Source organism: Pedobacter sp. HDW13, from assembly GCF_011303555.1.
Classification (GTDB): Bacteria; Bacteroidota; Bacteroidia; order Sphingobacteriales; family Sphingobacteriaceae; genus Pedobacter.
Genome location: NZ_CP049868.1, coordinates 3,132,818 through 3,151,076, shown reverse-complemented (window position 1 = coordinate 3,151,076; position 18,259 = coordinate 3,132,818). Strand labels below are relative to the sequence as shown.

17 protein-coding genes and 2 pseudogenes are annotated in these 18,259 nt (G+C 40.4%); 9 read left to right on the top strand and 10 right to left on the bottom strand.

Annotation, left to right across the window (positions count from 1 at the left end):
- Positions 1 to 640 precede the first annotated feature (640 nt).
- On the top strand, positions 641 to 1,606 hold the full coding sequence (locus G7074_RS13520) for a lipid A deacylase LpxR family protein (protein WP_124561040.1): 966 nt from the start codon (positions 641 to 643) through the stop codon (positions 1,604 to 1,606).
- A gap of 1 nt (position 1,607) precedes the next feature.
- Positions 1,608 to 2,717 carry an acyloxyacyl hydrolase gene (locus tag G7074_RS13515; RefSeq protein WP_166208816.1) on the top strand — a complete coding sequence of 370 codons (1,110 nt, stop codon included), beginning with the start codon at positions 1,608 to 1,610 and terminating at the stop codon, positions 2,715 to 2,717.
- On the opposite strand, the gene G7074_RS13510 is transcribed toward G7074_RS13515, so the two are convergent.
- The 3 genes from G7074_RS13510 to G7074_RS13500 are packed head-to-tail and all read right to left on the bottom strand — an operon-like array spanning position 2,714 to position 5,151.
- Complete coding sequence (locus G7074_RS13510; protein ID WP_124561042.1) at positions 2,714 to 3,073, bottom strand: CoA-binding protein; 360 nt, start codon at positions 3,071 to 3,073, stop codon at positions 2,714 to 2,716. The genes G7074_RS13515 and G7074_RS13510 overlap by 4 nt on opposite strands.
- Before the next feature lie 35 nt (positions 3,074 to 3,108).
- Complete coding sequence (locus G7074_RS13505) at positions 3,109 to 3,576, bottom strand: DinB family protein (protein ID WP_124561043.1); 468 nt, start codon at positions 3,574 to 3,576, stop codon at positions 3,109 to 3,111.
- Between the two features lie 33 nt (positions 3,577 to 3,609).
- Positions 3,610 to 5,151 (bottom strand): NAD(P)/FAD-dependent oxidoreductase, encoded by a 1,542-nt coding sequence (locus G7074_RS13500; RefSeq protein ID WP_166208814.1) that lies wholly within the window; start codon positions 5,149 to 5,151, stop codon positions 3,610 to 3,612.
- A gap of 480 nt (positions 5,152 to 5,631) precedes the next feature.
- Between G7074_RS13500 and G7074_RS13495 the strand changes: the two genes are divergently transcribed.
- The 5 genes from G7074_RS13495 to G7074_RS13475 all read left to right on the top strand — a co-directional run bounded on the left by G7074_RS13495 (position 5,632) and on the right by G7074_RS13475 (position 8,683).
- A complete protein-coding gene (locus tag G7074_RS13495) occupies positions 5,632 to 6,213 on the top strand; it encodes a LemA family protein (RefSeq protein WP_029275651.1) in 582 nt (193 codons plus the stop codon).
- Positions 6,214 to 6,294: 81 nt separating this feature from the next.
- Positions 6,295 to 6,738, top strand: a complete 444-nt coding sequence (locus tag G7074_RS13490) for a TPM domain-containing protein (protein ID WP_124561045.1) — start codon at positions 6,295 to 6,297, stop codon at positions 6,736 to 6,738.
- Positions 6,738 to 7,553, top strand: a complete 816-nt coding sequence (locus tag G7074_RS13485) for a YgcG family protein (protein WP_166208811.1) — start codon at positions 6,738 to 6,740, stop codon at positions 7,551 to 7,553. The genes G7074_RS13490 and G7074_RS13485 overlap by 1 nt, the downstream gene beginning before the upstream one ends.
- 143 nt (positions 7,554 to 7,696) lie before the next feature.
- The gene (locus G7074_RS13480; protein WP_166208808.1) at positions 7,697 to 8,086 is read left to right on the top strand and encodes a hypothetical protein; all 390 of its coding nucleotides are present in this window, start codon (positions 7,697 to 7,699) and stop codon (positions 8,084 to 8,086) included.
- A 48-nt stretch (positions 8,087 to 8,134) separates the two neighbouring features.
- The gene (locus G7074_RS13475; protein ID WP_199748376.1) at positions 8,135 to 8,683 is read left to right on the top strand and encodes an NUDIX hydrolase; all 549 of its coding nucleotides are present in this window, start codon (positions 8,135 to 8,137) and stop codon (positions 8,681 to 8,683) included.
- Between the two features lie 111 nt (positions 8,684 to 8,794).
- Here G7074_RS13475 and dnaA read toward each other — a convergent pair whose 3' ends face one another.
- From dnaA to G7074_RS13460, 3 genes and pseudogenes are all read right to left on the bottom strand, one after another.
- Positions 8,795 to 10,225: a chromosomal replication initiator protein DnaA gene (gene dnaA, locus G7074_RS13470; RefSeq protein ID WP_124561048.1), complete on the bottom strand. Its 1,431-nt coding sequence runs from the start codon at positions 10,223 to 10,225 to the stop codon at positions 8,795 to 8,797.
- A gap of 509 nt (positions 10,226 to 10,734) precedes the next feature.
- Positions 10,735 to 12,212: pseudogene (locus tag G7074_RS13465) on the bottom strand (methylmalonyl-CoA mutase).
- A 235-nt stretch (positions 12,213 to 12,447) separates the two neighbouring features.
- Positions 12,448 to 12,978 (bottom strand): hypothetical protein, encoded by a 531-nt coding sequence (locus G7074_RS13460; RefSeq protein WP_166208806.1) that lies wholly within the window; start codon positions 12,976 to 12,978, stop codon positions 12,448 to 12,450.
- Positions 12,979 to 13,071: 93 nt separating this feature from the next.
- On the opposite strand from G7074_RS13460, the gene G7074_RS13455 reads away from it, so the two are divergent.
- A complete protein-coding gene (locus tag G7074_RS13455; RefSeq protein WP_124561051.1) occupies positions 13,072 to 13,425 on the top strand; it encodes an iron-sulfur cluster assembly accessory protein in 354 nt (117 codons plus the stop codon).
- 157 nt (positions 13,426 to 13,582) lie between these two features.
- Positions 13,583 to 14,811, top strand: a pseudogene (locus G7074_RS13450) (ABC transporter permease).
- 121 nt (positions 14,812 to 14,932) lie between these two features.
- On the opposite strand, the gene G7074_RS13445 reads toward G7074_RS13450, so the two are convergent.
- Genes G7074_RS13445 through G7074_RS13430 form a run of 4 tightly spaced genes read right to left on the bottom strand, consistent with a single transcriptional unit; the run spans position 14,933 to position 18,259 of the window.
- Positions 14,933 to 15,670, bottom strand: a complete 738-nt coding sequence (locus G7074_RS13445; protein WP_166208803.1) for a tyrosine-protein phosphatase — start codon at positions 15,668 to 15,670, stop codon at positions 14,933 to 14,935.
- A gap of 17 nt (positions 15,671 to 15,687) precedes the next feature.
- A complete protein-coding gene (locus G7074_RS13440) occupies positions 15,688 to 16,245 on the bottom strand; it encodes a hypothetical protein (protein ID WP_124561054.1) in 558 nt (185 codons plus the stop codon).
- Positions 16,246 to 17,268 (bottom strand): UDP-glucose 4-epimerase GalE, encoded by a 1,023-nt coding sequence (gene galE / locus G7074_RS13435; RefSeq protein WP_166208800.1) that lies wholly within the window; start codon positions 17,266 to 17,268, stop codon positions 16,246 to 16,248.
- 1 nt (position 17,269) lies between these two features.
- Positions 17,270 to 18,259 (bottom strand): UDP-glucuronic acid decarboxylase family protein, encoded by a 990-nt coding sequence (locus G7074_RS13430; RefSeq protein ID WP_124561056.1) that lies wholly within the window; start codon positions 18,257 to 18,259, stop codon positions 17,270 to 17,272.

The following is an 18,259-nucleotide window of genomic DNA, read 5'->3' as shown; positions in this document are numbered from 1 at the left end:
TCCTTATCGTTGGGAGTGCAAAGGTAGGAATTTTTTTTTAACTTCCAAATAAAATAATTTTTATTTTTTCGTTTTATTTTTTCCTGCTTCCCACTATTTCAAGTGCCGGTTTTATCCAGCTCCCCTCTCCTTCCGGAGCGGGCTGCAAAGGTAACAATCTTTTTCCTTCATGCAAGCTTTATTTTAAAATAAATCTCGCCCCATCCTCACCATTGTACGCTTTTCAACTAATCCCCTCTCCTTCCGAGCGGGTTGCAAAGGTAGGAAAAATTACAACCCGCACAAATCCTTTTATCGATTTTTTGGGGATATTAGGCTAACTTAATGGTTTACAGCAGGAAATAATATTATAAGTAGTGGAATAGTTGGCACTTTAGATGGTTTCAAAGCGCCATCAAGGCGCTTTGAAACCATTAAGCAGGTAAGGACATTAAGGTTTGAAGCTGGTTTTTTAATTTTTGGGGGCTATGAGGATTCTTCTTTTGTAGCGCTTGCATCAAAAAGAGAGACTAAAAACACATATGGAAAAGTAACAGGCTTTGCTGATGAAAGCTAAGTATTATTAGTGAATGGTATAACTATCGGGATATTGAACAATAATTAATACTTTTACCGCTTTATTATGTGATCCTTATTATTAATGAAATCAACGCTTAAAATATACTTGCCTTTGCTCTTTATTTTCGTTGCAAAGTTGAGCCATGCTCAAAACTATAAAAACGAAATCGTAGTTATTTCGGAAAACGATGCCTATATAGATATTACCAGCGATCGTTACTACACCAATGGTTTTTTTATTAAATACAGGCATGCTTTAAATGGCGCAAGCTTAAAACCAGGTAGAAGCAAAGAGATAATCGGGTTTGAACTTGGCCAAAAAATATACAACCCTTATTATAGTTTTGTTCCAAACCCTGCATTGCACGACCGGCCATTTACAGCGTATTTATATGGCGAGGCCAATTACAGCAGGTTTTACGAAAACAAACAGTTATTAAAGGTTACAGCACAGGTAGGCCTTACAGGTAAAGATGCTTTGGGCGAGGAGTTTCAAAAGGCTTTTCATAAACTGGTTGGCCAGAACCAAATTGAGGGCTGGGAGTATGGATTAAACAGCGAACCAACCTTAAACCTCGGCATAGAATACAACAAACGCCTGCTGGCTACCCCTAATGAAATATTTGATGTTACCGGAACTGCATCTGCAGCTGTGGGCAATGTAATAACGAAAGCAAATGTTGGCGCCATACTCAGGTTAGGAAAATTTAATGAAATGGATGGTTCGGCTGCCTTTAATAGTTTAGTAAGCAACCACAACAAAAGCAATGCTAAACGAAAATATGAGCTTTTCCTTTCGGTTGCACCTCAGTTACATGCTGTAGCCTTCGATTCAAGCTTACAAGGTGGCCTGTTCTTAAACGATAAAGGCCCCGTTACCTTTAAACCAAAACCCATGGTTTTTACCACACAGGTTGGTTTAACCTTTGCCATTGCCCGCTGGACAGCCAATTACACGGCTACATTTACTTCAAACGAAGTTAAAAACAGCGCAACGGGATACCGATATGCTTTTTACAGTCTTGCTTACCGTTTTAGTAAAAGTTAATATGAAAAAACAATTACTCACTTTTGCCTTACTTTTTACAGGTTTATCTTTTACTAAAGCGCAAATAGCGCCAGAAAATCACGCCATTATTATTAAACCGATATTTGGTACGCATGTAAATAACGATCAGGGGCATTTGTTTCAGGACCAGATAACAGGCTTTGATGCCGCATATTTTAAGGATATTAGCCAGAATAGCGATAAATGGATTGGATTTAGTGGTGCAAAATCATATGGCATTGGCTTTATTTTCAGAGACCTGAGCAAGCTAAAAGGAACTAAGGACACTTCAGCCCATGCATTCGGTCAGGTTTACGGCGCCGTATTACAGATGGATTTCCAGTTATTCAAAATTGGAAAGGCTAAATTTAACTTTACGCCGGGGGTAGGTTTGGGCTACACCAATAAATACTACTTTAATAACACCAAAAACAGATTTCTGGGCAGTCCGATTAACGAAACAATTAAAGCAGACCTGGGTATGGAACTGCCTCTGGGCAAATACACTGATTTATTGGCTGGCTTTGGCTTCCTGCACGTATCGAACGGTGGAGCTACTGTGCCAAACGGCGGATTAAATACCGGAAATGTATATATCGGGCTGAAACTTGGCAACCCAAAGCAACTTACTGCCGAAAGAAAAAGCACTTATACCACTTTGCAGCGAAACGCTATTGAAATTAATGCTGGTATAGGCGCCAGAGGCGTATTTGGCGATAACACCAAAAGCCTTTATAAAAGTGGGCTGTATGCAGGCTATAATTTCTATTTAAACGATATCATGTCGCTAAAGGCCGGGGCTGATGCCGTTTATTATTTTACTGTATATGACCCAAATCGTAATGGAGAAACCTATCAAAATTATGGTACTTCTTACGACAGATGGCGTACCGGCTTAAGCATAGGTGCCGATATTAATTTATGGCGCGTTACTGTAGCGGCGCAGATTGGAAAATACATTCACTACAACAGGTTAATGGAAAAAGCAACCTGGTACTGGACATTTGGACCTACTTTTAACATCACTCCACACATTGGTTTACAAGCCAAAACCTACATGCACTTTGCACAAGCCGATTATGTAAACTGGGGAGTAGTATACCGTTTTTAATATTGTCCGGTGCTTAACAATACCAAAGTACAGGCTTCAACAGGTTCGATATTATGTTCAATCAATAGTTCTTCGAGTTCCGCATTCTCTGTACCCGGGTTAAAAATAACCCTTTTAGGTTTGGTAGCCACAATATAGTCGTGATATTGTGCTTGCAAGGCAGGACCGATATACAAAGTGATGGTATCGATATCGGTATGGATCTGACCAGGTTTTTCAATTTCAACGCCGGCAACTGACCCTTGCTTAATACCCACATTGATAATATCGTGATTGAAACGCTTAAGCATGTGTGCTGCCTTATACGAATACCTTGATGGATTGGGCGATGCGCCTATAATGAGTGTTTTATTCATTGTTGAACAGATTAAATAATTAAACAGATTCTTGCCTAGAACTTAGAAAGCAATGCTATTTGACCTGAATGGTAAGCATGGTGTTGGGCCAAACCACTTAAAAGCTCGGTATTAGTTACACCTGTTCCTAAAGCCGGATTCCTTTCGTCTTTTACCTCATCTTCCCAGTGGCCGGCTTTTAAATTCTCGCAAATGCGAATCAATTCTTCATTGGCCACTTTAAAATTAAAGATGATCCGCTCCCACCCCTGAGATGTTTTACTTTCGGGTAATGGCCAATCGCCCCGTTCTGGCTCTCTGGCTGGTTTGCCCGTTAACCTCAAAGTTACTTCTTCTGTCCAGGCAGTTAAATGCAGGGCAATTTCGGCAACAGAATGCGCTCCTGGAATAAAATGCTTAAACGCACTTTCGGGGTTAACATTATTTAAGGTCTGCATTACATGATTACCATGCCATGCATCGCCATTAAAAGCTTTTTTAATTTCGTTTGTAATATTAAACATAATCAAACAACAACCTGTGTATTATAAAGTTTGTTAAGATACCGTCAATATCGCATTTGCACAGTTAATACCATCAATTGCAGCCGAAACAATTCCACCGGCATAACCTGCCCCTTCGGCACAAGGATAGAGCCCTTTTATCTGTGGATGCTGATAGGTTTCCTTATCTCTCGGAATACGCACCGGCGAAGAGGTCCTGCTCTCAACCCCCACTAAAATGGCTTCATTGGTATAATAGCCCCTGATTTTTTTTCCGAACAAAGGCAATGCGGCACGCAAGCTATCGGATACAAAATCTGGCAGAATATTATCAAGCATAGCGCTTTTTGTACCGGGCAGATAAGAATTCTTAGGCAGGTCGATAGATAATTTATTATTTACAAAATCGACCATCCGTTGCGCAGGTGCAACCAGATTACCACCACCAGCCTCGAAAGCTACTTTTTCTATTTCGGATTGAAAATTAAGCATCCGCAGCGGATCGTACCCCTGAACATCGTTTAAAGTAACTTGCACCACGGTACCTGAGTTGGCGTAAGGATTGTTCCGCTTTGATGGCGACCAGCCGTTTACTACAATTTCATTCTCGCCTGTTGCGCAGGGGGCTATAATACCTCCCGGACACATGCAGAAAGAAAACACTCCCCGGCTGCCTACCTGTTCTACCAGACTGTAATAAGCGGGCGGTAAAAATTCTGACCGGATATCGCAATGGTACTGGGCCGAATCGATAATTTCTTGCGGATGTTCTATCCGAACCCCTAAAGCGAAAGGTTTTGCTTCAATAAGGATATTTTTCCTGTTCAGCAATTCGTACACATCCCGGGCCGAATGGCCGGTTGCCAGAATAACATGATCTGCAAAAAATTTATCCTGAAAATTAATTTCGATCCCTTTTACAGCTCCATGCTCGGTTAAAATATCGGTCATCTGACTATCAAACATTACCTCACCACCAGCATTTAAAATAGTTTCTTTTATGGCGGTGATGATGTGAGGTAATTTATTGGTACCAATGTGCGGTCGGGCATCGATAGCAATGTCGGGCTCAGCACCATGGCTTACAAAAACCTGAAGCACTTTATTAATGTCGCCACGTTTGTTAGAACGTGTGTATAATTTACCATCTGAATAGGTTCCGGCTCCCCCTTCCCCATAGCAATAATTGGATTCGGTATTTACAACGCCCTGTTTGTTAATGGCAGCCAAATCCCTACGGCGCTGTTTTACATCTTTACCACGCTCAACAATAATCGGTTTTAATCCGTTTTCGATGCATTGCAAGGCTGCAAACAAACCAGCAGGGCCTGCGCCAATAATAATAACCGGTTTGGCCGAAGTAACATTGGGGTAATTAACTGTATAAACTTCCGGAATAGCTTCTTCATCAACAAAAGCCCTTACCTGTAGCCTGAAAATAACTTTGCGGGAACGGGCATCAATTGATCTTTTCAATATTTCGTAGCCCTTAATTCGCAATACAGGTAGCTTTAGCGCGTCGGCAAGCTTCTGCTTAATCACTTCTGTTTGCTCAACCTGGTTTGGGAGCAAAGTAATTTCGATGTCTTTTTGCATATCATGTCAGGTTTTTATCCCGAATCAGTACAAAGATAAGCATCTGAAAGCACATTTGATGATTTGGGAAGACGACTAAAAATTATCTCAGAATAATGTGACGCTTTATTTTTTTTTAGAAAGCAATTGCAGTATTTCATTGGAAACTACTACACCAACTCAATCAGTTGCTTTGTTGCTACTTTGCAGGTTTTCCGTGTTACTGTTCTAAGAGCGGGCATCCCGATTTTACATCGGGATAAAGCGGAGAGCAGGAACATCCGTTAAAAAAAGTAAAGAACCCTGCGCTCCAAACAAAAAATGGTTTCCGGTTAATATTCTTTAGCACAAAAAACTAAATCTTTTTTTTCCAATGTGGTTGGCGAAGGCATTTGCCAACGTGTCAGATAAAAATGTAAACTGTAACAAAGGCATGCAATTTGATATCTAATTCGTAAATTGAGCAAAATCAATTAGATTAAAAACACAAAAACCATAAAAATGAAAAGATTAATATTTGGGATTTTAGCTGCAGTTATTGCAGTAAGCACTTTAAGCTCTTGTGGGTATAACAGCATGGTTAAACTAGATGAGAACGTAAAATCGAAATGGGGAACGGTACAAACCCAATATCAACGGAGAGCAGATTTAATTCCGAATCTAGTAGCAACTGTAAAAGGTGCAGCTAAATTTGAACAGGGAACCTTAACGGCAGTAACTGAAGCACGTGCAAAAGCTACGCAAATGACGGTTAAAGCTGATGAACTAACACCAGAAAATATTCAGAAATACCAGGCTGCACAAGGCCAGTTGAGCCAGGCCTTGGGTAAATTATTATCTATTACTGAGAATTATCCTGAGTTGAGGGCTACCCAACAGTTTAGCGATTTATCTGCCCAGTTAGAAAGTACAGAAAACAGGATTACGGTTGCCCGTAAAGATTTTAACGATGCCGTACAGGAGTACAACGGCAAAATCAGGTCGTTCCCAACCAATTTAACCGCCGGAATGTTCGGCTTTAAAGCTAAAGGTTATTTCGAAGCTGATGCTACGGCCAAAGATGCACCTAAAGTAGAGTTTTAATCTTTTAACCATAACATTTAAGGGTAGTAAATGTTTATTTGAACATTTACTACCCTTTTTACTTCACAAAAAATTAAGCACATGTCGTTATTTTCGGATATTGAACAAGAAAAAATAGCCAATGCCATTGCCCAAGCTGAAAAAGCTACCTCGGGAGAAATCAGGATTGCTATTGATAAATATTGTGAGGCTGACCCGTATGAAAAAGCCGTTGAATATTTTGTTAAACTGGATATGGATAAAACAGCCAGAAGAAATGGTGTATTGATTTATCTGGCGCACGTTGACCATAAATTTGCCATTATCGGCGATGTAGGGATTAACAAACTGGTGCCTTATGATTTTTGGGAAACCACCAAAATTGCCATGACCGCTCATTTTGCCAAAGGCGATTTAGCCGAAGGCATTATTGCCGGGGTAACTTTAGCAGGAGAAAAGCTGGCTTTGTTTTTTCCACCTCAAAAAGGCGATATTAATGAATTGCCAAATGACATTGTTTTTATGGATCAACAAGAAAATAAGTAATGAAAAAAATATTTCTTTTATCGTTACTGGCTTTATTATTCAACTTTGCATTTGCACAGGATTATCCGGAAAAACCAGGTTCCCTGGTTAACGATTATTCGGGCGTTCTGTCTGCCGAGCAGAAACAGGCACTGGAAAGTAAGCTGGTAGCCTTCGATGATTCTTCATCAACACAAATTGCTATAGCGATCTTAAAATCGGTAGGCGACTATGACATTAATGAATATGCAGTAAACCTGGGCAGAAAATGGGGTGTTGGCCATAGCGGCAAAAACAACGGTATTATGATTGTTGTGGCTGTTGGTGATCGGAAAATCTCCATCCAAACAGGTTACGGCGTTGAAGGTGCCCTACCCGATGTTTATGCCAAGCGGATTATCGATAATGACATTAAGCCCGAATTCAGGGCCGGAAATTATTATGCCGGACTGGATGCAGCAACTACCTCTATCATTAAATATACCAAAGGCGAATACAAGAACGACAACCCCAGGGTAGCGAACAGAAAGAGCGGTGGCGGCGGTGGTAGCATTATTATTGTGATTATTATTGTCATCGTAATCCTGATCATCATGAGAAAAGGAGGAGGTGGTGGCAGTGAGGTTATTGGTGGTCGTGGTGCTTCTAATGCATTATTCTGGGCTATGCTTTTTGGCAGTGGCGGCGGTGGCCGTGGCGGCAATAGTGGTTGGGGTGGCAATAGTGGCTGGGGCGGAGGTTCTTCCGGAGGCGGAGGTGGTTTCGGAGGCGGAGGTGGTTTCGGCGGATTTGGAGGCGGAAGTTTTGGCGGTGGCGGCTCTAGCGGAAGCTGGTAGGTTCAATAGTTGATAAATTGGAACTTTTTGAGTGCTGAAAGTTATATGAACCTTACAACCTTTAACACTACAACAACTAAGTTAGGAACGCCTTAAATGTTGCACGTTACACGAGCCTCATAACAGCTTATAACCCTACAACAATGTACAGAAAAGATTTAATTACAGCAGAAATACAAAAACTGGCCGAAGTACTGGCCCGTATTATGGGCTTAAAACTGGAGGGAAAGTTTAAAGAAGCTCAGTCGCTTTTTGATGAGACCATGGAGAAAAGCTTCATGTTACCGCTTAGTATTTTGGAAAGTCAGGACTTACCAGCTTTTGAAAACTGGCTTAACGAAGGCAATCTTGCTCCCGAAAAGCTGGATTCGCTTAGCGAATTTCTTTATTACGAATTAGGAATCAGTGCCGAAAGGAATTCAGTTATTGCTCCTAAATTAAACCTAGTGTACCAGTTTTTATCAGACAAGCATAAGATTGTACATTTGGTTAACCTGCACCGTCAGAAAACAATACAACAATACCTCAGTTAGGAGCTGGCAGTTTTTAGTTTGGCGTAAATTTCAATTAACATAAAATAGATGATTATAGAAAAGTGGCAGAAAATTGCCTCTAAATATTTAGTAAGAGAAAAGTGGGCTACTTTAAGGGTAGACGAGGTTAAATTGCCCGATGGCATTATTAAAGACGATTACTACGTTTTAGAATACCCCAACTGGGTTAACGCTATCGCCTTAACCGAAGAAGGAAAAATAATTATGGTGCGCCAGTACCGCCATGCAGCCGATATTGTTTCGCTCGAAGTGCCAGGAGGTGTAATTGATGGCGATGAAGCGCCAGAATTTGCCATTAAACGCGAGCTTTTAGAAGAAACGGGCTACAGCTTTAAAACCTGCAAACTAATTGCAGAGCTTTATCCTAATCCAGCTACAGCTAATAACGTTACTTTTACTTATATCTTAACCGGAGGCATTAAAACCCACGAACAACACTTAGATGAGCACGAAATTTTAAATGTTGAAGAATATACTGTTGAAGAAGTAAAACAGCTGATTAAAGAAAACAAGATTGCACAGGCTTTACACGTTGCAGCGTTGTTTTATGGATTGGAAGAAATAGCCAAAGGTTAATAAAATCTGAGATAGGCCCCTTATTCCTATCTCAAAAATTATGGGTAAAAAAAGCAGCCAGATTTTAATCATCTGGCTGCTTTTTTATTGAACAATAAGTTTGTATAAAACTTAGCTCATTTTTAGTTTTTTCTGGATATCGTGTACATATGCTTTAAACTTTTTATCGGTATCGATCAGATCTTCTACCGTTTGACAAGCATAAATTACGGTACTGTGATCGCGGCCACCAAAGAAAGCACCAATCGTTTTTAGTGATGATTTAGTATGGCTCTTAGAAAGGTACATCGAAATCTGACGTGCCTGCACAATCTCGCGTTTACGTGTTTGCGATTTAACCATATCAACCGGCACTTCAAAATACTCGCAAACCAGTTTCTGGATATACTCCATTGAAATTTCTTTGGAGGTATTTTTGATGAAATTCTTCAGCATTTGTTTTGCCAATGCTAAATCGATTTCTTTTTTGTTCAAAGTAGCCTGTGCCAGCAATGATACCATGGCTCCCTCCAGCTCACGCACATTGTTATCGATATTATGTGCTACATACTCAACCACTTCGCCTGGCAATTCAATACCATCGGCATACATTTTCTTTCTTAAAATGGCAATACGCGTTTCCAGATCAGGAATTTGCAAATCAGCAGATAAGCCCCATTTAAAACGACTTAACAAACGCTCTTCCAAACCAGCCAAATCTTTCGGCGCTTTATCAGATGTTAAGATTACCTGTTTACCCGATTGGTGTAAGTGGTTAAAGATGTGGAAGAAAATATCCTGCGTTTTTTCCTTTCCGGCAAAGTTGTGCACATCATCCATAATGATTACATCCATTGCCTGGTAAAAGTTAACGAAATCGTTAATGGTGTTGTTTTTTAATGAATCAACAAACTGCTGGCAAAATTTCTCGCAACTCACATAAATTACCAGCTTATCCGGCATGCTGCGTTTAATCTCGTTTCCGATTGCCTGCGCCAGGTGGGTTTTACCCAAACCTACTCCACCGTAAATCATTAAGGGGTTAAAAGATGTACCTCCTGGTTTTGCAGCCACAGCATAACCTGCCGAACGTGCCAAACGGTTGCAATCTCCCTCAATGTAATTTTCGAAAGTATAGTTTGAATTTAATTGTGGATCAACATTTAATTTCTTTAATCCAGGGATAATAAATGGGTTTTTAATATCCTTATTAATGGAAACCGGAATCGGCATCGATTGTACCTTTGCCTCCGCGCCATTTCCATTTGAGGGCATATTGGTAGTATAAGGATTACCGCTGTTCGATGATTTATCTACAACGATATTATATTCCAACCTGCCATCCTCTCCAAGTTGTTTTTTTACCGTCTTGCGTAGCAAGCCTACATAATGTTCTTCAAGCCATTCGTAAAAGAACAAACTTGGCACCTGTATGGTTAAAACCTTGCCATCCAATTTAAGGGCTGTTATTGGCTCGAACCAGGTTTTGAAACTTTGGTTCGGGATGTTATCCTTAATAATTTGGAGACAGTTCTTCCATACTTCTGTACAAGTTTTTTCCATTGCGATTTCTATAATTTATTGATTTTCAGTTCCGATTCGATATAAAGGGATGGTCCGTTTCGGGACTACGAATATTGAGAAAATTATCAACATTTTAAACAAAAATTTTAAATAAATCGTAACCCACTGATAAGGAATTAAGTAGCCTACTTAACCTCAATTTTTTATGTTAATAACTATTTATTAACACTGGTTTTCCACATTTACAATTATTTAACACGATTGCCTCCGGTTAATTTCAAATCACCGTTAAAAAGCAAATTCCAAGCCATTTTAAGCCTCTTTTTCGAATACAACTCCATTTCTCACCCGAAAACACTGATAATCAAACAAGTATAAAGTATAAATAATATGTCGTTTGAGCGCGCGCTTCGTATTACTGACAGATTAAACCCTGCAATACTTTTTTTGTAGCTATTATCCGACAGCGAACCGATCATTTTGCACCAGGCACTGAACCCGCTATCACCTGTCAGATCAGCTGCTTATTAACATGACTGAAAACGATTTTAATAAACACCGAAGGTAGCTCTCAGTACATCAGCGATCTCACCAAGGGTAGCATACTTTTCAACAGCATCAATAATCAAAGGCATCAAATTGGTGTCGCCCTGTGAGGCTTCTTTTAATACACGTAATGCTTCATCTACCGCTGCCTGATCGCGCATTGCTCTTAGGTGCTCCAGCTTTTCAGTTTGTAGTTTGCGGATAGAATCATCGACATTAAAAACTTCGGTTAAACCTTCTTCTTCCTGAGTAAATTTATTCACTCCTACCGAAACCCGCTCGCCGCTTTCAATCTCTTTCTGATACTGATAAGATGCAGCTGCAATTTCATTTTGCATATAATCGCTCTCAATGGCATTAACCGAACCGCCCATAGCATCAATCCGGTCGATATATACCCATGCGGCTGCTTCAACATCATCAGTTAAGCTTTCTACAAAGAAAGAGCCTGCCAATGGATCAACCGTATCGGTTACGCCGCTTTCAAAGGCAATAATCTGCTGTGTACGCAAAGCAATTTTAGCTGCCGATTCTGTAGGGAGCGACAGGGCTTCATCGTAGCCATTGGTATGCAACGATTGTGTGCCGCCTAATACCGCCGCCATAGCCTGATTACTCACCCTGATTACATTATTTAAAGGTTGTTGTGCCGTTAAAGTAGAACCACCGGTCTGGGTATGAAACCTAAGCATCTGCGCCTTTTCATCGGTAGCGCCCAAATCTTTGGTAATTTTGGCCCACATACGCCGTGCCGCTCTGAATTTTGCAATCTCTTCGAAAAAATTATTGTGGCAGTTAAAAAAGAATGACAGCCTTTTGGCAAAAACATTAATATCCAAACCTTTATTTAAAGCTGCTTTTAAATAGGTTTTGCCATTGGCAAGCGTAAAAGCCAATTCTTGTACCGCGGTCGACCCGGCCTCACGAATATGGTAACCGGAAATAGAAATCGTATTCCACTTGGGCACTTCTTTACTGCAAAACTCAAAAATATCAGTTATTAAGCGCATCGATTGCTTGGGGGATAAATATAGGTCCCCCTGGCAGCATATTCTTTTAAAATATCGTTTTGTATCGTCCCTGAAATCTGTTTTAAATCTGTTCCCTGCTTTTTAGCCAACGCAATGTACATGGCCAGTAAAATAGAAGCGGTAGCATTAATGGTCATTGAAGTGGTAATATCCTGCAACTTAATGCCATCGAACAAAATTTCGATGTCCTGGAGCGAATCAATAGCCACTCCTACTTTTCCAACTTCACCATCAGCCATTTCATGATCAGAATCATAACCAATCTGCGTGGGCAGATCGAAAGCAACCGATAAGCCTGTAGTTCCCTGAGCCAATAAATAATGGTAACGCTTATTAGATTCTTCGGCAGTAGAAAAGCCTGCATACTGCCTCATGGTCCACAAGCGGCCACGGTACATATCTTTTTGTATGCCGCGGGTAAAGGGATATTGTCCCGGCTGCTCTTCCATTGGCCTGGCCGAGCTGTACAGCCCTTTTATTTCAATGCCTGATGTAGTGGTATGTTTCCTGGCGCTCATATATTGGGTTAGTTAGTTAATTTTTGGTTAATTGTACAAACTGGTTAATTGGTTCCAAGCAATCAATTCCAAACTTGTTAGCGCCCAATACTAATCGCGGCACCTAAATAGTTAACCGATTTAAACAATTAACCAGTTAACACACTTTCAACCAGTTAATCACCGCTTAAAACAGTTGGTTAATATCTTTCTTGATCAACTCTAATGTTAAATCGTAAGGATTTTCATCAATGGTAGCCATGTGTTGCAAAATGGCTTTGCTAAGTTCAATTCCGTTCGAACCTGCCTGCAAGCCCTGCACCGCATTGGTGATCATCCCGATGGTATCATCTTTTAATTTACGTACTACACCCCAGGTTATAGGATCCACATACAGCTGCTGGGTAATATTGTGCTGGTACTCTGCACGGATTTCACTTAAGATACCCGCTTGTAAAGTAGCCAAATCAATACCTTGCTGATGAAGGCGAACCAACAGGTTTGCAGGGTTAATCCGATCGACGAAAATAATTAAACGCTCGTGCGCCTGCAATCTTAACGGTAACAGGTGCGCCCTGGTTTCTTTATTCAGCTCAATGGCTTTTAAGTTAAAAAAGCGCTGAATATCGCCCTTTAAAATATAATAAACTGCCATTAGTGCAGCGAAAATGCCTGCAAATAAGATCACTACATCGATTAAAATCTGTTGGGTATTCATAAGTATTGTTTAAATACGGTAATATTAGCTGACCGTTAAAAGCAAAAATGTGCATTATTATTTATATTTGTAACAGATAAAATTGTAAATAACATGAGCACAACAGTTGATACAGGATTTGCACCAGTTACTTTTTCGGAAGGAGCAACCAAAGAGTTATATAAATTAAGAGATCAGCAGGAAATTGGTGAAGATTACGGTTTACGCGTTGGCGTGGAAGGTGGCGGTTGCGCAGGCATGAACTACATTCTGGGTTTCGATCAGAAAAAAGATGGCGATCAGGAATTTTTTATAGACGGTATTAAGGTTTTTATGAACAAGGCCCACCAAATGTACCTGATGGGAATGATGATTGACTGGCAGGATGGATTAAACTCGCGCGGTTTTACCTTCATTAACCCTAATGCTACCAGCACTTGCGGCTGTGGCACGAGTTTCTCGGCATAAATAAAATATATTGTAACATATAATATAGTCCCGATGTCTAAACACCGGGACTTTTTTTATTTTTACCCATAGTGGTTGAAGGCAAAAGGTGTAGGGTATAAGGATTAACCCCATATTCATACTTAATACCCGATACTTGACTTGATACTTATTATAAATGAATTACAGAGAAAACATCAGACTGGCATTAGAATCTATTAAAGGTAACCGCTTGCGCACCATGCTTACCGCCTTGATTATTGCCATTGGTTTAATGGCTTTAGTTGGGATTTTAACCACACTTGATGCTGTAAAGAAAAGTATGACTGATGCTTTTAGTAGCATGGGTGCCAATTCATTTACCATCCGTAACCGTGGTACAGGTATCAGAATCGGTAATGGCAAAAGGCCCAAACCTTTTAAAGCTATCCGTTACGAAGATGCGGTAAAATTTAAAGACAGCTTAAATACACCAGCCAAAGTAGCTGTAAGTGTATTTGCAAGCGGTGGTTCTACTGTTAAATATGGCAGTTTAAAAACCAATCCTAATATTAATGTACAGGGAATTGACGAAAATGGCCTCGCCTCGCAAGGTTTAAACCTATCACAGGGAAGAAATTTTAGTGTTTCTGAAATTCAATTGGGTAGCAACGTATGTATTGTAGGTGGCGAGGTAGTAGAAAAACTTTTTAAAGATGCTGATCCGCTTGATAAACTCATTAATGTAGGCAACAACCGTCTTAAAATTGTTGGCATATTGGAGAAAAAAGGATCGAGTATGGGTTTTAGCGGCGACAGGGCTGTTTATGTTCCATTGGTAAAAGCGAAACAGATTAATGCAAACGCCAACCCATCTTACACCATTACCGTGATGGTGCCCAGCAATGAAATGCAGGAGAACATTATCGGAGAATCAACAGCATTGTTTAGAAATATTCGTAAGGTAAAGGTTAACGAAACCAATAACTTCGAAATTACCAAGAGTGATGCCATTGCACAAACGCTTTTCGAAAACCTGGCTTTTGTGGCCATTGGTGGTGTAGCCATTGGTATTATTACACTTATTGGTGCTTCAATTGGTTTAATGAACATTATGTTGGTTTCGGTTACAGAGCGTACGCGCGAAATCGGAATCCGTAAGGCTATTGGCGCCAATCCACAGGTAATACGCCGTCAGTTTTTAATCGAAGCTGTAGTAATTTGCCTGATGGGCGGTGTGCTGGGTATATTTTTAGGCATTGTACTCGGAAATATCATATCGCTGGCCATGGGTGGGGCATTCCTTATTCCGTGGTTATTTATTATCGGGGTTTCGTACTATGCGTATTGGTTGGAATCCTTTCAGGCTATTATCCTGCTAAAAAAGCATCGAAATTAGATCCTGTTGAAGCGCTGAGATATGAATAGAGGGTTAACCGGTTAATATAATTGCAATATGAGACTTAGAAAGCTCTGGCTTCCAGCGCTTAGACACTAGAACAGTTAGAAGATTGAAATACAGTTAACCGATTCAAGCAGTTAAACAATCCTAAAGCGAGGCATTCCCCAACTGGTACTGACTTAGCAAATTTTCGATAAAAGGTGTGCTTAAGCTATCTTCTAATGCGGCGGCATGCTTTAAGTGGTGCATATCGCTACCCATAAAATCGACAAGGTGGTTTTCGACCATTTCTTCGGCTACTTTTTTTGCGCCAGCACCGTAATAGCCGGTCAAGGCAATGGTATTTAACTGTAGCAGGCAGCCCGTTTCTCTAATCTGTTGATAATTTTCGAAAGTCTGGTGGTAATAGGGATACCTTTCGGGATGGGCCAAAACAGGTTTATAGCCAGCATCCTGAATCATCTTTATAAAATCGAGCAGGTTTTGTGGCGCATTGATATAAGATAGTTCGAAAAGCAGGTAATCGGCCCCAAAAGTTAATACCTCTTTCTGCCTGATTTTTTTCTCCAGGGTCTCATCCAGATAATATTCGGCCGCGGCCTGAACCTCCAGATCTATCTCAGCTTCTTTTAATCCCTTTCTTAACACATCAAGACCACGGTTAATGGTATCGGGCGTATTGCGGTAATAATCGGCCATGATATGCGGTGTGGCAATCAGTTTATGGTAGCCCAGGGCCTTAAACTTTTTGGCCAGCAGTAAAGAATCTTTTATAGTTTGTGCACCATCATCAATACCTGGGATAATGTGCGAGTGCATATCGGTCCCAATATTTGAGAAATTAAATTCGGGTGCTATTTTTTTCTTTTTAAATAATCCGAACATAATGGTAGATCATGATTTTAACTTATTTCCCTTGGCAGATTACTTGCCTCGGCTGCACCTGCAAATTTAGAGGAATAGATTTTATTGAGCAAATGATTAAAATCTTCGCTCAGGTCGAATTGGTGGTCTTCGTGAAGTTTTTTAAACTTATTTAAGGTTACCGCGGTCGTTTTCAGATAAAATGCTGTAAATAATATCATAAAATCGCGGTAACCAAAAATTGATTTCTTATAGTCGAAAGGAACGGCATTGAGGATAAACACTTTCAGTTCTACCTCCCCTAACGGATCTTTCGTAACCTTATAAAAATGATTTACGGTGGTAATCATTTTCCGGACTTTTACCAAAGCTTCTTTCGCATTCAGCTTGTGTATTTCCAAAATCTGTTCATCTACATCGGCTTTAATCTTTTCTTTCCGGTCGTTTAAATCCGTTTCATCTTCCAACAATTTATAATGAAGATGTTCGGTAAGCACTTTATCTTTTGCAACTAAACGCAGTAATAACTTGTCTTTTTCTTTAACAGGTAAACCGGTAATTGCTTCTTTAAGATCTTTGTGCTCCGATAATTTCATTTAAAAAGGGTTGGCCTTAATGTATTTTTCCCACTCCCATGCCGAGCGCATCATTTCGTTGATATCCAGACTGGCTTTCCAACCCAGTTGCGCATTCGATTTCTGTACATCGCCATAAATCTGCACAATATCACCAGCTCTTCTTGGGCCAATTTTATAATCCAGTTTTTCGCCATTTACTTTTTCAAAAGCAGCAATGATTTCTAAAACCGAAGAACCGGTACCGGTACCGATATTGAAAACATCGTAGTTACCATTTGGGTTTCCTGCTTCTAAAAGTTTAATAGCAGCAACGTGCGCTTTGGCCAAATCTACTACGTGGATATAATCGCGGATCGCAGAACCATCAGGAGTATTGTAATCATCGCCATGAACCGTAATCGGGCCACGTTTACCAATAGCCGATTGGGTGATAAAAGGAACCAGGTTTGCCGGAACACCGTTTGGCAACTCGCCAATTAAAGCTGTTTCATGCGCTCCAACCGGGTTAAAGTAACGCAAAGCGATGATATTTAAATCAGGTGTTACCGCAGCAGTTTCAGCTAAAATTTCTTCAGCAATCTGTTTGGTGTTACCATAAGGCGATTCTGCTTTTTGTACAGGTGCTGCTTCGGTTACTGGTAAGCTTTCTGGCTGACCATAAACGGTACATGAAGAAGAGAACACGAAATTAATTTTTCTGTTGAATGAGATTAACAGGTTAATTAATCCGTAAAAGTTGTTTTTATAATATTTTAAGGGTTGCTCAACCGATTCGCCTACTGCTTTTGAAGCTGCGAAGTGGATAATTCCATCAATGTCGGTATGGTTTTCTGCAAATTCCTGTACAGCTTTGTCATCCTGAAGGTCGATTTCGTGAAAATCGAACCATTTGCCAGTAATTGCATGAAGCTGGGTTAAAATTTTAATGTTCGAGTTAGAAAGGTTATCAACAATTACAACTTCGTATCCTGCGTTGTGTAATTCTACTGCTGTGTGCGAACCTATGTATCCTGTTCCACCAGTAACTAATATTTTTGCCATTTTAACGGTTAAATGTGGTAAAATCTTTATGTTCTATCTTTTCCAAAGCCTCTGGAGGCAATGATTTAAAATATTCGTATGTAATTTTTAATCCTTCAGCACGATCTATCTTCGGCTCCCAGCCTAATATCTCTCTTGCTTTGGTAATATCCGGCCTGCGTTGTTTTGGATCATCCTGAGGAAGTTCCCTGTACACGATTTTTTGTGAGGTACCAGTAAGTTTGATAATCTCTTCGCAGAACTGTTTAATGGTAATTTCATCCGGGTTACCAATGTTTACCGGCTGGGCGTAATCACTCATCAGTAAACGGTAAATTCCTTCGATCAAATCATCAACATAACAGAAAGAGCGGGTCTGGCTTCCATCCCCAAAGATAGTTAAATCTTCGCCCCTTAACGCCTGCCCGATAAAAGCTGGTAAAACACGGCCATCGTTTAAGCGCATTCTTGGGCCATAAGTATTGAAGATCCTTACAATCCGGGTTTCTACACCGTGAAAGGTATGATAGGCCATGGTAATGGCTTCCTGAAAACGCTTGGCTTCATCGTAAACGCCGCGTGGGCCAACGGGATTTACGTTACCCCAATATTCTTCTGGTTGTGGATTTACATTCGGGTCTCCATACACTTCAGAAGTTGAAGCGATAAGCATCCTTGCGCTTTTATTTCGGGCCAAGCCCAACAGGTTGTGCGTACCTAACGACCCCACTTTAAGGGTCTGGATCGGGATTTTGAGGTAATCGATCGGACTTGCCGGTGAAGCGAAGTGCAAGATGTAGTGAAGTTTACCCGGAATATGTACAAACTTGGAAACATCGTGGTTGTAAAACTCAAAATTTTCGAGTTTAAACAAATGCTCAATATTTGCCATGTCGCCCGTAATCAGGTTATCCATTCCGATAACATGAAAACCCTCTTTCACAAAGCGATCACAAAGGTGCGAACCTAAAAATCCGGCTGCACCTGTAATCAAAATTCTTTTTCGACCCAT

Coding starts and splice junctions, on each gene's coding strand:
- G7074_RS13480 (WP_166208808.1), top strand. CDS start 7,697: ATGTACAGAAAAGATTTAATTACAGCAGAAATACAAAAACTGGCCGAA.
- dnaA (WP_124561048.1), bottom strand. CDS start 10,225: ATGGAAAAAACTTGTACAGAAGTATGGAAGAACTGTCTCCAAATTATT.
- G7074_RS13500 (WP_166208814.1), bottom strand. CDS start 5,151: ATGCAAAAAGACATCGAAATTACTTTGCTCCCAAACCAGGTTGAGCAA.
- G7074_RS13445 (WP_166208803.1), bottom strand. CDS start 15,670: ATGTTCGGATTATTTAAAAAGAAAAAAATAGCACCCGAATTTAATTTC.
- G7074_RS13495 (WP_029275651.1), top strand. CDS start 5,632: ATGAAAAGATTAATATTTGGGATTTTAGCTGCAGTTATTGCAGTAAGC.
- G7074_RS13510 (WP_124561042.1), bottom strand. CDS start 3,073: ATGAATAAAACACTCATTATAGGCGCATCGCCCAATCCATCAAGGTAT.
- G7074_RS13475 (WP_199748376.1), top strand. CDS start 8,135: ATGATTATAGAAAAGTGGCAGAAAATTGCCTCTAAATATTTAGTAAGA.
- G7074_RS13485 (WP_166208811.1), top strand. CDS start 6,738: ATGAAAAAAATATTTCTTTTATCGTTACTGGCTTTATTATTCAACTTT.
- G7074_RS13505 (WP_124561043.1), bottom strand. CDS start 3,576: ATGTTTAATATTACAAACGAAATTAAAAAAGCTTTTAATGGCGATGCA.
- G7074_RS13440 (WP_124561054.1), bottom strand. CDS start 16,245: ATGAAATTATCGGAGCACAAAGATCTTAAAGAAGCAATTACCGGTTTA.
- G7074_RS13490 (WP_124561045.1), top strand. CDS start 6,295: ATGTCGTTATTTTCGGATATTGAACAAGAAAAAATAGCCAATGCCATT.
- G7074_RS13430 (WP_124561056.1), bottom strand. CDS start 18,259: ATGGGTCGAAAAAGAATTTTGATTACAGGTGCAGCCGGATTTTTAGGT.
- G7074_RS13455 (WP_124561051.1), top strand. CDS start 13,072: ATGAGCACAACAGTTGATACAGGATTTGCACCAGTTACTTTTTCGGAA.
- G7074_RS13515 (WP_166208816.1), top strand. CDS start 1,608: ATGAAAAAACAATTACTCACTTTTGCCTTACTTTTTACAGGTTTATCT.
- G7074_RS13460 (WP_166208806.1), bottom strand. CDS start 12,978: ATGAATACCCAACAGATTTTAATCGATGTAGTGATCTTATTTGCAGGC.
- galE (WP_166208800.1), bottom strand. CDS start 17,268: ATGGCAAAAATATTAGTTACTGGTGGAACAGGATACATAGGTTCGCAC.
- G7074_RS13520 (WP_124561040.1), top strand. CDS start 641: ATGAAATCAACGCTTAAAATATACTTGCCTTTGCTCTTTATTTTCGTT.